We start from the raw sequence: 12,696 nt of genomic DNA on the forward strand, positions 1-12,696 counted from the left end.
CGCTCCCTAGACTCGATCTGTGCTGGTCGGCCGCGAGCGCGAACGCCAGGTCATCGCGACGCTGGTCGCCGCCGCGCGCGTCGGCGAGAGCGGCACGCTGGTGCTCACCGGCGAGGCGGGGATCGGCAAGAGCGCGCTGCTCGAGGACGCCGCGTCGGCCGTGTCCGACGCGGGCATGCGCGTGCTGCGGGCCGCGGGGATCGACGCCGAGCGCGAGGTGCCGTTCGGCGGGCTGCTCCAGCTCCTGCGGCCCGTCCTCGGCCTGCTCGACGCCATCCCGGCACCCCAGGCCGAGGCGCTGGGCTCGGCGCTCGCGCTGGTGCCGGGATCCGGCGGCGAGCGGTTCGCGGTCGGCGCGGCGGTGCTCAGCCTGCTGAGCCGCGTGGCCGAGGACGGACCGGTCGCGGTGGTCGTCGACGATGCCCACCTGCTCGACCCGCCGTCGGCGCAGGCCCTGTGCTTCGCGGCCCGACGCCTCACCGCCGACCCCGTCGTCGTCCTGCTCGCGGTCCGCGACGAGGCGCCGTCGGTGGTGGGATCGGCAGGCCTGCCCGAGCTGGCGCTCGGGGGCCTGGCCGACGACGACGCCGCGTCGCTGGCCCGCTCGGTCGGCCACCGCCTCTCCGACGAGGCCCGCGCGCACCTGCTGGCGGCGACCGGGGGCAACCCGCTCGCCCTGCTCGAGCTCACCGACGACGGGGTCGACGCCCTCCCGCCGGGCGCGCCGATCCCGGTGCCCGCCTCCCTGGCCAGGACGTTCGCCCGCCGGGCGGACCAGCTCTCGCCGGCGGCCCGGACCGCCTTGCTGGTCGCGGCGGCCGGTGGCGGTGATCTCGCCGCGATCACCGGGGCGTGCGCGTTGCTCGGCGTGTCCGTGACCGACCTCGACGAGGCCGCGCAGGCGCAGCTGCTCACCGTCGGGCCCGACCGCGTGACGTTCCGGCACGACCTCGTCCGCTCGGGTGTCTACGCGGAGGCCGGCGCGGCCACCCTCCGCGCGGTCCACGGGGCGCTCGCCCGCGCGGTGCCGGCCGACGACGTCGACCGCCGCGCCTGGCACCTCGGCGAGGCGACGGCCACCCCCGACGACTCCGTCGCGTCCGTGCTCGACGACGCCGCGACCCGCGCCCGCGCCCGTGGCGCGCACGCGGTCGCCGCGGCGGGGTTCGAGCGTGCGGCTCGGCTCACGCAGGACCCGCGCGACCGCGTGCAGCGCCTCGTCTCGGCGGCAGAGAGCGCGTGGCGCGCCGGGCTGCCGGACGCCGCCGTCGACCTGCTCGCCCGGGCGTCGGCGCTGCCCCAGACCCCGGACCTGCGCGTCCGAGCGGCGGCGCTGGACGGCGCGGTGGCGATGCGCACGGGCTCGATCGAGCGCGCCCGGGACATCCTCATCACGGCCGGGCTCGCGGCCGCCGACGACGACCCGGACGCCGCCATCTGGCTGCTCGCCGACGGGATCCAGGCCAGCCAGTTCGCGGGGGACGTCGCGGCCGCTGCCTCCGCCGCCGCCCGGATCGGGGAGCTGGACGCGCGGACGGCGCGGGCGAGGTGGGTCGGCACGATGGCCGCGGCGGTCGCCGGCATCCTCACCGGGCGTGGCGGCCCCGACCTCCTGCGCGCGGGAATCGCCCAGGCGGAGCAGTTCCTCGCGGACCCGCAGCTGGCGCCGTGGCTCGTCGTCGGCCCGCTGTACCTGCGGGAGAGCGCCGTCGGCCGCGACGTGATCCCGACCGTCGTCGCCCACACGCGCAGTCGCACCGACATCGGCGGCCTGCCGATCCTGCTGTTCTACGTCGCGCGCGACCAGGCGACCACCGACCGCTGGGACGACGCCGTCGCCGGCTACACCGAGGCGGTCCAGCTGGCCCGCGAGGCCGGCCAGTCGACGGACGTCGCGGCCTGCCTGGCTGGCCTGGCCTGGCTCGAGGCCCGCCGCGGCGACGTGGCCGCGTGCCGGTCCCACGCCGCCGAGGCGCTCGACATAGCGCGGACGCACCACCTGGGGTTCTTCCACGCGTGGGCGATGACGGCGCTGGCCGAGCTCGAGCTGGGCCTCGGGCACGTCGAGGCCGCGCTCGACGGCTACACCGCGCTCGCCCGTCTGCTCACCGAGCTCGGCTTCATGGACGTCGACCTGTCCCCCGCCGCGGAGATGGTCGAGGCGCTCGTGCACCTGGGTCGCGACGAGGAGGCGCACGCCCTGGCGGCGTCGCTGACCGAGCGCGCTGAGCTCAAGGGCCAGCCGTGGTCGCTCGCGCGGGCAGCCCGCGCCGCCGGCCTGACCTGCCCGGACACCGTAGTCGACGTCTGCTTCTCGGTGGCGCTGGCCTATCACGGCCACACGCCGGACGACTTCGAGACGGCCCGCACCGAGCTGGCGTACGGCTCCCGGCTGCGCCGCCTGAAGCGCCGGGTGGACGCGCGCCCGCACCTGCGCGCCGCCCTCGCGACGTTCGAGCGGCTCGGCTCGGTCCCCTGGGCCGACCAGGCCGCCGCCGAGCTGCGCGCCACCGGCGAGACCGCCCAGCGCCGCAGCGCGACCGGCCTCGACCACCTCACGCCCCAGGAGCTGCAGGTGGCCCGCATGCTCGCCGGCGGCCGCACCACCCGGGAAGCGGCGGCCGCGCTGTTCCTCAGCCCGAAGACGATCGAGTACCACCTGCGCAACGTGTACCTGAAGCTCGGGGTGCGCTCCCGCGCCGAGCTGGCGGACGCCATTCCCGGGCGGGACTCCTGATCGTGGTGCGATCGCGGCGGGCCGAGAGCCTCTAGCCTGGCGGGAACGGGAGGGGGCCGACGATGGCCGACGTCGCGCCAGGGGACACCGTCGCCCTGGACCTGACCACCCGCAAGACGTACCGGTACCTGCGCGTCTCCGTCGTGGGGATGGCGCTGCTGCTGGGGACGTCGCTCGCGATCGAGATGATCTGGGGCGACAGCCCGCGCCTCGGCTCGATCAGCGCGTACTACTACACCGCCGTGAAGGCGGTGTTCATCGGCGCCCTGGTCGCCATCGGCCCCGCACTCATCGCGATCAAGGGCCGGCCCGGCTGGGAGGACGCCCTGCTCGACCTGGCGGGCATGGTGATCCCGCTGGTGGCGTTCGTGCCGACGCCGCTCAAGCACGGCTGCGAGGCGGGCGTCGAGACGTGCCTGCCGGCCGACCTGGTGCCCGGCGTCGAGAACAACGTCAGCGCTCTGCTGGTCGTCGGCGGGGTGGGGCTGGTGTTCGCGTGGTGGAGCGCACGCCCGCGGGGCCGCGCTATGACGATCGCGCTCCTCGTCGCGACCGGCGTCTGGGCAGCGTTCGGGTTCTGGTTCGTCTTCTCGCGCGACACGTTCCTCACCGGCGCGCACTACGCGTCGGCGATGACGTTCTTCGTCCTCATCGCCGGCGTCGCGTGGATCAACGGCCGGCGCGCGCCGGAGCGCGGGAACGTCCGGGGCATGACGCCGCACGGGTACGCCGGCACGTACAAGCTGATCAGCCTGCTCATGGTGCTGACCATCGTGGTCGCCGCCGCGCTGTACGCGGTCGCGGCGCTGTCCGGGTTCACGCTCTGGTTCGGGACGATCCTCGTCGTGGAGGCGATCCTGCTCTTGCTGTTCGTCGTCTTCTGGGTGCTGCAGACGGTGGAGAACTGGAACGAGGAGGCGGTCGAGACGACGCCCCCGGAGGCGTGACTCAGCCCGCGACCACGACCCGGATCTCGTTGTTCCACGGGTCCTCGAAGGCCAGCACCTGACCGTCGTCGCGCACCGCGATGCCGCGGCTCGCCAGGCGGGCGCCGAGGGCTCCGCGCTCGTCGGCCGTCGGCAGCTCGATGGTGACCTCACCGAGCCCGAGCGCCGGCCACCGGCCCTGCGCACCGCGGCTCTGCCAGGTGTTCATCGCCAGGTGGTGGTGGTACCCACCGGCGGACACGAACAGCGCCTGCGTGCCGTACTCGGCGGTGACCTCGAAGCCGACGGTGTCGACGTAGAACTGGTGGGCGGTCGTGATGTCGCCGACCTTGAGGTGCACGTGCCCCACCGCGGCCGCCCCGTCGAGCGCGTCCGGGTCCGCGAGGTTCTCGCGCAGGAACCCGTTCGGGTCCAGGTACTCGGTCGCCATCGCGACGCGGCCGTTCTCCCAGCCCCACTGCTCGCGCGGCCGGTCCCAGTACAGCTCGACGCCGTTGCCCTCGGKGTCGTCGAAGTACAGCGCCTTGGAGACCAGGTGGTCGGAGCTGCCCGTGAACGAGGACGGGAAGTGCCGCGCGACCGAGAACACCGACGAGGCCAGGTCGGCCTGCTGGTCGAACAGGATCGCGGTGTGGAAGAGGCCGGCCGCCGACGACGGCGCGTGCTTGAGCAGCGGCGTGTGCTCGAGGACGACGGACGGCACCCCCTGCCGGCCGAGAGTGACGCGGTCGCCCTCCTGGCCGATCACGGTCAGGCCGACGCCGCGCGCGTAGTAGTCGGTCATGGCGTCGAGGTCGCCCACCTTGAGCGTCACGGCACCGACGTCGGTGCGCCCGTCCAGGATCTCGGTCATCGGGTCAGCCCGAACCCGCCGGTCCACGACGTCTGCTCGGACGCCGCGAGCGCAATCTGGAGGAAGCCGAAGGCCTCGAGCTCGTGGGCGCGCTTCAGCGAGCCGGCGTCGACGGCGCGCAGGCCACCCGCCTCGACGACCGCGCTCAGCGCCGCCTTGGCTTCGGCGTCGTCGCCCGCGATGAGGACGCTCGTCTTCTCCTCGCCCACCTCGCCGCTGGTCAGGGTCGCGCCGAAGGTCGTGTTGAAGGCCTTGAGCACGGTCGCTCCGGGGATCGCCTCGGCGAGGACGGCGGCGGCGGAGCTACCGGTCGGCACCACCAGGCCGTCGAACGTGGCGGCGTCGATGGGGTTGGACACGTCCACGATCACCTTGCCGTCGAGCTGGCCCTCGTACTGCGCGAGGACCTCGTCGTACGCGCCGTACGGCAGCGCGAGGACGACGATGTCGCCGGTGAGTGCGTCACCGATCGTGCCGTGCTTCGCGCCCGGGATGGCCACCTTGACCGGCTGGCGGGTGAGCACCTGGGCCTCGTTTCCGCCGGCGACGACGCGCCACGCGATGGCGCGGCCCATGGTCCCGGCCCCGATGATCGTCACAGTGCTCACAGCGTCGTCCTCCTGGATTTTTGTTGTCGCTTCAACAACTCTACCTCTAATACTTGTAGCGTCAAGTATTTGATAGAGTCGCTCTCATGAGCGACGTGCGATGGCTGAGCGCGGACCAGCTGCGCGCCTGGAAGAAGCTCATCGCGGTGGTCGAGCTGCTCCCCGGCACGCTCGAGTCCCAGCTCCAGCGCGACTCCAGCCTGAGCCACTTCGAGTACTTCACGCTCGCCATGCTCTCCGAGGCACCGGAGCGCACCCTGCGGATGACGGCTCTCGCCGCGCACACGAACGCGACGCTCGCCCGACTGTCGCACGTGGTGTCCCGGCTGGAGAAGCGCGGCCTCGTCCGGCGCGAGCCCTGCGCCGAGGACCGGCGCGCGACCAACGCGATCCTCACGCCCACGGGCTGGCGCGCGGTCGAGGCCGCCGCCCCCGGCCACGCCGGCACCGTCCTGGCCACCGTGATCGACCCCCTGACCGCGGCCGACGTCGCCGACCTCGACCGGGTCATGGGCCGCATCCTCGAGGTCCTCGACCCCGCCCACGTCATGGTGGAGCCCGCGACGACCGATGACTGAGGTGTGCTGCTCACCCTCACGCTGATCGGCTTGCTCACCCTCGCGGCGGGCCTCGCCGTGCGCTGGGTGCTGCACCGCGTCGACGCGCTCGGCCGGGTCGCGCCCTTCCCGAAGATCAGCATCGGCCTCTCGCTCGTGCTGGCGCTGTGCTGCGCGGTCCCGCTGGCCGTGCAGGGGTGGGTCGAGAGCCGGCTCGAGCGCGCGGCGGTCGAGGTCGCCGGCGGGCCGGTGGAGGTGCACTGCCAGGGACTCGGGCAGGCGTTCCTCGACCTGGGGGCCGAGCTGGGCTTCGTCCGCTGGGGCCCCGGCGGCGTCCCCGAGCGGTCGACGCTGATCAAGCGGGACCCGTGCGCCCACCTGCGCACATGGCTGTGGTCGGCCAAGGCGCGCCCGACGCTCGACCAGGTCGTCGCGGTGCACGTGCTCACCCACGAGACCATGCACATGGTCGGGATCACGGACGAGGCCCACGCCGAGTGCGCCGCGGTGCAGCGAGACGCCGGGATGGCGCAGGCGCTCGGCGCGTCGCCGATCGAGGCCGCCGACCTCGCGCGCCGGTACTGGATCGAGGTGTACCCGCGCATGCCCGACGGGTACGTGGGCGGCTGCGGCGCGGGCGGGACGTACGACGAGGGGCTGCCGACACCGCCCTGGTGACGCCGGGGTGCAGACAACCGGGGCCGCACCTGGTGTGCTGGGGACCGCACGGCAAGGAGGCCGACATGTGTCGCTGGCTCGCGTACACCGGATCACCCGTCCTCATCGAGGACCTGCTCTACAAGCCCACCAACTCGCTCGTCATGCAGAGCCTGCACAGCCGGCTCGGCGCGGAGGCCACCAACGGCGACGGCGTCGGGGTCGGCTGGTACGACGACCACTCCCCCACTCCAGGGGTGTTCCGGAGCATCGAACCGGCGTGGAGCGACCGGAACCTGCGCGAGCTGGCCGGCCACGTGCGCTCGGGTGTCGTGCTCGCGCACATCCGCGCCACCAGCGGCTCCGCGGTGCAGCAGACCAACTGCCACCCGTTCCGCTACGGGCGCTGGCTCTGGATGCACAACGGGCTGCTCGCCGGGTTCTCCGCCATGAAGCGTGACCTCGCGCTCGCGGTGGACCCGGACCTGTACCCGTTCATCGAGGGGTCGACGGACTCCGAGATCCTCTTCTTCCTCGCCCTCACGTTCGGCCTCGAGGACGACCCGCCGGCCGCCGTGGCCCGCGCGGTGGGGCTGGTCGAGCAGGTGGGGCGCGCGCACGGCGTCGCGTTCCCCGTGCAGATGACCGTCTGCACCACCGACGGGGACCGGATGTGGGCGTTCCGCTACTCCACCGAGGGGCAGAGCCGGTCGCTGTTCCGGAACGCCGACGTCGCCGTCCTCAAGTTGCAGTACCCGGAGAACCCCGTGCTGCACGACCTCGATGCCTCGACCCGCGTCGTGGTGTCCGAGCCGCTGGGCGACCTCAAGGGCGCGTGGCACGAGGTGCCGGAGAGCAGCTGCCTCGTGGTCGACGGCGGCCGCGAGGAGCTGAGGGCCTTCGCGCCGGTCTGAGCCGTCACGCGTCGGGGTCGGGGAGGCACAGGCAGAACGGGTGTCCGGAGGGGTCGGCGTAGACGCGGAACGGGTCGTCGGCGTGGCCCTCCTCCGCGGGCGTGCCCGTGAGGGGCCTCGCGCCCAGCCGCACGGCGTCCTCGTGTGCCACGTCCAGGTCGTCGACGTCCAGGTCGAGGTGCACGCGGGCTCCCACGCGCCACGGCGCCACCACCGCGTCCGAGCGCTGGAACGCCAGGCGCACGGGCCGGTCGGGGTCCATGAGCAGGAGGAAGTCGTCGCCGGCGGGGTCCTCGTCCTCGTGGCCCGGCGCGTAGTCCCAGCCGAGCAGCCGGCGGTAGAACTCGGCCAGCTCGCGGGGCTCCGCACAGTCCAGGGTCGGTTGGCGCAGGTGTCGGATCGTCATGATCCGACCGTAGGACGGGTCGTCGTCACATGCCCGACACGTGGGTACGGTTCACTCGGCGCACCATGGACCTGACCTCACTCGACCGCGTCCGCGCGGCACACGACCGGACCGACCTCGCGCTCGGTCCCGGCAGCGCGCCCCTGGCCGGCGGCACGTGGCTGTTCTCCGAGACGCAGCCCGACCTGACCGAGCTGGTCGACCTCACGTCGCTGCGGTGGCCCGCGATCGAGCTCACGCCCGAGGGCCTCTCCGTGGCGGCCACGTGCACCGTCCGGGAGCTCGTCGACCTCCCGCCCGTCGACGGCTGGGCCTCGCAGCACCTGGTCGAGCGGTGCGCACGGTCGCTGGTGGCGTCGGAGAAGATCTGGGACTGGGCGACGGTCGGCGGCAACATCTGCGTCGCCCTGCCCGCCGGCGCGCTCACGACGTGGGCGGTCGCGCTCGACGCGACGGCGGTGGTGTGGACGCCCGACGGAGGCGAGCGCCGCCAGCCCGTCGCCTCCTTCGTCACGGGGGTGCGATCGACGACCCTCGCGCCCGGCGAGGTGCTGCGTGCGGTGGTCGTGCCCGCTGAGGTCCTCGGCGAGCCCGCGGTCTTCCGCCGCGTCGCGCTCACGCGACACGGGCGCTCCGGCGCGATCGTCGTCGGCCGCCGGTCCGCCGACGGTGGCCTCGTCGTCACGCTCACCGCGGGCGTCCCGCACCCGCACCGGCTCGCCTTCGCGACCTTCCCGGGTGCCGACGAGCTGCGCGCCGCGATCGAGCGGATGGACGACTGGTACGACGACCCCCACGGCGCCCCGGACTGGCGGCGCGCCATGACGCTGCGGCTCGCCGAGCAGGTCCGGGAGGAGCTCGCATGAGGTTCGAGGTCAACGGCGCACCGCTCGACGTCGATCCGGCGCCCGGCCAGGTGCTGCGCACGCTCCTGCGAGAGCACGGCCACGTCGAGGTGAAGAAGGGCTGCGACACGGGCGACTGCGGCGCGTGCACGGTGCTGCTCGACGGTCGGCCGACCCACTCGTGCCTCGTGCCCGCGTACCGCGCGGACGGCCGCTCGGTGACCACGGTCGCGGGTCTCGGCACGGTGGACGAGCCGCACCCGGTCCAGCAGGCGTTCGTCGACGCGGCCGCGTTCCAGTGCGGGTTCTGCACCGCGGGCCTGGTCACCACGGTGGCCGGCCTCGACCTCACCGGGGGCGACGACGAAGACACCGCCCGGTTGCTCAAGGGGAACCTCTGCCGCTGCACGGGCTACCGCTCGATCTGCGACGCCGTCGCCGGCCGCCGCAACACCGTCGACCCGCTGGCCGGGCAGGACGCGGGCCGCTCGGTGCGCTCCCCCGCCGCCCGGCGGATCGTCACCGGCCGGGAGCCCTTCACGCTCGACGTACCTGCCACCGACCTCGCGCACCTCGCCGTGCTGGGCAGCCCCCACGCCCACGCCCGGATCGTGTCGATCGACGCCGCCGAGGCCCTCGCGGCGCCCGGTGTCCTCGCGGTCCTCACCCACGAGGACTCGCCCGCGACGCTCTTCTCGACCGCCCGCCACGAGTCCCGCCTGGACGACCCCGACGACACCCGCGTGCTCGACCCCGTCCTGCGGTTCCGCGGCCAGCGGGTCGCCGTCGTGGTGGCCGAGTCGCTGCGCGAGGCCGAGCGAGCGCGCGCGCTCCTCCGGGTCGAGTACGAGGTGCTCCCGGCGGTCGTCGACCCCGCCGAGGCGCGACGGCCCGGCGCCCCGCTGGTCCACGGCGACAAGGGTCCCGAGGCGCGGATCTCCGAGCCGGGACGCAACGTGGTCGCGCAGCTGCACGACGAGATGGGCTMCGTGAGCGCGGCGCTGGCGTCGTCGGCCCACCGCGTCAGCGGCACGTACCGGACCAGCCGCGTCTCCCACGCCGCGCTCGAGACCCACGCGACCCGCGGCTGGCTCGACGAGGACGGCCGCCTGGTGCTGCGCACCAGCACCCAGGTCCCCTACCTGGTCCGCAAGGAGATCGCGCACATCTTCGATCTCCCGCTCGACCGCGTCCGCGTCCTGACGGGCCGCGTCGGCGGCGGGTTCGGCGGCAAGCAGGAGCTGCTCACCGAGGACGTCGTCACGCTCGCCGTCCTGCGCACCGGTCGCGCCGTGCAGTACGAGATGACGCGGGCCGACGAGTTCACCATCGTGCCCAGCCGGCACCCCGTGCGGGTCGAGGTCGAGCTCGGTGCCGACGCCGACGGCGTCCTCACCGCCATGCGCATCGACGTGCTCAACAACACCGGCGCGTACGGCAACCACGGGCCGGGCGTCATGTTCCACGGGGTCAGCGAGTCGATGGCCGTGTACCGCTGCCCGAACAAGCGGGTCGACGCCGAGGCCGTCTACACCCACACGCTGCCGTCGGGCGCGTTCCGCGGGTACGGGCTGGGGCAGATCATCTTCGCCATCGAGTCCGCGATGGACGACCTTGCACGCTCCGTCGGCATCGACCCGTTCGACCTGCGCCGCCGCAACGTCGTCGTCCCGGGCGACCACCTGCTGGTGACCGACCCCGACGAGGTGAGCGACCTCGGCATCAACTCGTACGGCCTGGACCAGTGCCTCGACCTGGCGCAGGCAGCCCTTGCCGATCGCTCGCTCGACGCCCCGACCCCGGACGGCGCCCTCGTCGGCGAGGGGATGGCCGTCGCGATGATCGCGACCATCGCCCCGCGCGGCCACTACGCCGAGGCCACCGTCCGGCTGCTCGACGACGGACGCTACGAGGCGAGCATCGGCACCACGGAGTTCGGCAACGGCACGACGACCGTGCACGGCCAGCTGGTCGCCCAGGCCCTGGGTACCACCGTCGACCGGATCGTCATCCGGCAGTCCGACACCGACGTGGCCGGCTACGACACCGGCGCGTTCGGGTCCGCGGGCGTCGTCGTCGCCGGCCTCGCGCTGCACCGCGCGGCGTTGCAGCTGCGCGGAAAGGTGCTCGCCGCGGCTGCCGCGCTGCGCGAGCACCCGAGCGACGAACCGCGGTCCTGGGACGAGGGCCTGACGCCCGACACCGCCAGCGGGGTCCCCCTCACCGAGATCGCGCGCGCGGTGCCCGGGCTCACCGCCCAGGGCACCCACGACGGCTCCCCGCGGTCCGTGGCCTTCAACGTGCACGCGTTCCGGATGGCCGTCGACCCCGACACCGGCGAGGTCACCGTCCTGCGCTCGATCCAGGCCGTCGACGCCGGCACGGTTCTGCACCCCGAGCAGCTGCGCGGCCAGGTGGAGGGAGGCACCGGGCAGGCCGTCGGCACCGCGCTGTACGAGGAGATGCGGCTCGACGACGAGGGCCGCGTGACCACCGCGTCGTTCCGCAGCTACCACGTGCCGCAGATGATCGACCTGCCCCGCACCGAGGTGCTCTTCGCGCAGACCACCGACGACCTCGGCCCCCTGGGCGCCAAGTCCATGAGCGAGGCGCCCTACAACCCGGTCGCCCCGGCCCTCGCCAACGCGATCCGCGACGCCCTCGGCGTCCGCCCCCACGAGCTCCCGATGACCGCCGACCGCCTCTGGCGCCTGCTCCAAAGCTGACCCCACCACCCGCAACGTCCGCACCCGATAGGGCCAGACCCCGCAGGAGTGCGGACGTCCGCGAACCTGGTGCACGCAACGTCCGCACTCGATAGGGCCAGAACCCGCACGAGTGCGGACGTTACGGCGTGGTGGGACGTCCGCACATTGACGCGCCCCGACGACCGAATCCGCGGACACTGCCGATCCCCTGGGGGGACACCTAGCGTCCGAGCAGATGCAGGTCAGAGGCCCCATCTCCTCGGACGCAACGGGTTCACGACGCCTGATGTCCGAGTAAATGCGGGCCATGGCCCCCATCCGCTCGGACGTTACGGCCCACACCCAACGTCCGAGCAGGTGCCGGTCAGGGGCTCCACCTGCTCGGACGCAGCGGGTTCACCGCGCCTAGCGTCCGAGCAGATGCAGGTCAGGGGCCCCACTTGCTCGGACGTTGTGGGTCAGGGGGTTGGCGTTGCGTGGTGGATCGGGCCCGATAAGGCCGTGAGCGGGCGGCCCGAGGACGACGATCGGGCGGCGAGGACCTCCGCGAGGACCGAGATCGCGGTCTCCGCCGGGGTCGAGGCGCCGATGTCGAGGCCGATCGGGGCGTGCAGGCGGGCGAGCTCGTCGGGCCGGGCGCCGCGCTCGAGGAGGGCCGTGGTGCGCCGGTCCTGGGTCCGGCGCGAGCCCATGGCGCCCACGTAGCCGGCGCCGGACCGCAGCGCGGCCAGGACCAGGTCGGCGTCGAACCGGTCGTCGTGCGCCATCACGCAGACGACGTCACGCGGACCGAGCACCTGCAGGCCGAGATGGCGCACGGGCCAGTCGACGACGACCTCGTCGGCCCCGGGGTGCCGACGAGGCGTGGCCAGCACGGCGCGCGCGTCGCACACGGTCACCCGGTACCCGACCGCCCGCGCCGCGGCCGCGAGCGCGGCGGAGAACTCGAGCGCGCCGTAGACGACCATGCGCGGCGGCGCGGACGCGACCTCGATGAACACCTCGACACCTCCGTCGGGCCCGGCGACGCGCAGCAGGCCGGAGCGGTCGACGGACGGGACGAACCCGCGCGGGAGGGGGCCGTCGAGCGGTGTGACCACGACGGCGTCTGCGCCGCGGGCAGCGGCGGCGAGCGGTGGGAGGTCCGAGGGGCCGAGCTCGCGCGCGTGCACGCGCAGCACTCCCCCGCAGGTCAGGCCCACGGCGAACGCGTCCTCGTCCGTGACGCCGTACTCCTGGACGCCGGGCGCCGACCCGGCGAGCACGGACGCGCACAGCTCGTACAGGGCGCCCTCGACGCACCCGCCCGCGACGCTGCCGATGGCGGCACCCGTGTCGTCCACGGCCATCGAGGTGCCGACGACGGTCGGCCCGCTGCCGGTCATCGACACGACCGTGGCGACGGCGACGCGGTGGCCGTCGGTCAGGCGCGCGAGCAGGCGGTCCGCGATCTCGAGCACTCAG

The 12,696-nt window shown here is 73.9% G+C and carries 11 protein-coding genes; 7 read left to right on the forward strand and 4 right to left on the reverse strand.

Going from position 1 to position 12,696, the window contains the following annotated elements; genetic code table 11:
• The first annotated feature begins 19 nt into the window (after positions 1-19).
• A complete protein-coding gene (locus AC1DYZ_RS11315; RefSeq protein WP_477065286.1) occupies positions 20-2,737 on the forward strand; it encodes a helix-turn-helix transcriptional regulator in 2,718 nt (905 codons plus the stop codon).
• Positions 2,738-2,799: 62 nt separating this feature from the next.
• Positions 2,800-3,684, forward strand: a complete 885-nt coding sequence (locus AC1DYZ_RS11320; protein WP_477065287.1) for a hypothetical protein — start codon at positions 2,800-2,802, stop codon at positions 3,682-3,684.
• A gap of 1 nt (position 3,685) precedes the next feature.
• Here AC1DYZ_RS11320 and AC1DYZ_RS11325 read toward each other — a convergent pair whose 3' ends face one another.
• Positions 3,686-4,537 (reverse strand): VOC family protein, encoded by an 852-nt coding sequence (locus tag AC1DYZ_RS11325; RefSeq protein ID WP_477065288.1) that lies wholly within the window; start codon positions 4,535-4,537, stop codon positions 3,686-3,688.
• Positions 4,534-5,145: an NADPH-dependent F420 reductase gene (locus AC1DYZ_RS11330; RefSeq protein WP_477065289.1), complete on the reverse strand. Its 612-nt coding sequence runs from the start codon at positions 5,143-5,145 to the stop codon at positions 4,534-4,536. Before AC1DYZ_RS11330 ends, AC1DYZ_RS11325 begins: the two co-directional genes overlap by 4 nt.
• Before the next feature lie 86 nt (positions 5,146-5,231).
• Here AC1DYZ_RS11330 and AC1DYZ_RS11335 point away from each other — a divergent pair, with 86 nt between their 5' ends.
• The 3 genes from AC1DYZ_RS11335 (at position 5,232) to AC1DYZ_RS11345 (ending at position 7,273) form a co-directional block, all read left to right on the forward strand.
• Positions 5,232-5,723: a MarR family winged helix-turn-helix transcriptional regulator gene (locus tag AC1DYZ_RS11335; RefSeq protein WP_477065290.1), complete on the forward strand. Its 492-nt coding sequence runs from the start codon at positions 5,232-5,234 to the stop codon at positions 5,721-5,723.
• A 3-nt stretch (positions 5,724-5,726) separates the two neighbouring features.
• Complete coding sequence (locus tag AC1DYZ_RS11340) at positions 5,727-6,380, forward strand: hypothetical protein (protein WP_477065291.1); 654 nt, start codon at positions 5,727-5,729, stop codon at positions 6,378-6,380.
• Positions 6,381-6,445: 65 nt separating this feature from the next.
• Positions 6,446-7,273 carry a class II glutamine amidotransferase gene (locus AC1DYZ_RS11345; RefSeq protein WP_477065292.1) on the forward strand — a complete coding sequence of 276 codons (828 nt, stop codon included), beginning with the start codon at positions 6,446-6,448 and terminating at the stop codon, positions 7,271-7,273.
• 4 nt (positions 7,274-7,277) lie between these two features.
• Here AC1DYZ_RS11345 and AC1DYZ_RS11350 read toward each other — a convergent pair whose 3' ends face one another.
• Positions 7,278-7,679 (reverse strand): VOC family protein, encoded by a 402-nt coding sequence (locus tag AC1DYZ_RS11350; protein WP_477065293.1) that lies wholly within the window; start codon positions 7,677-7,679, stop codon positions 7,278-7,280.
• Between the two features lie 65 nt (positions 7,680-7,744).
• On the opposite strand from AC1DYZ_RS11350, the gene AC1DYZ_RS11355 reads away from it, so the two are divergent.
• Both AC1DYZ_RS11355 and AC1DYZ_RS11360 read left to right on the forward strand, forming a co-directional pair.
• Positions 7,745-8,545 (forward strand): FAD binding domain-containing protein, encoded by an 801-nt coding sequence (locus AC1DYZ_RS11355; RefSeq protein WP_477065294.1) that lies wholly within the window; start codon positions 7,745-7,747, stop codon positions 8,543-8,545.
• A complete protein-coding gene (locus AC1DYZ_RS11360; protein WP_477065295.1) occupies positions 8,542-11,250 on the forward strand; it encodes a molybdopterin-dependent oxidoreductase in 2,709 nt (902 codons plus the stop codon). The genes AC1DYZ_RS11355 and AC1DYZ_RS11360 overlap by 4 nt, the downstream gene beginning before the upstream one ends.
• Before the next feature lie 440 nt (positions 11,251-11,690).
• On the opposite strand, the gene AC1DYZ_RS11365 is transcribed toward AC1DYZ_RS11360, so the two are convergent.
• A complete protein-coding gene (locus tag AC1DYZ_RS11365) occupies positions 11,691-12,692 on the reverse strand; it encodes an XdhC family protein (protein WP_477065296.1) in 1,002 nt (333 codons plus the stop codon).
• Positions 12,693-12,696 lie beyond the last annotated feature (4 nt).

This window comes from Cellulomonas sp. P1_C4 (genome assembly GCF_056406355.1).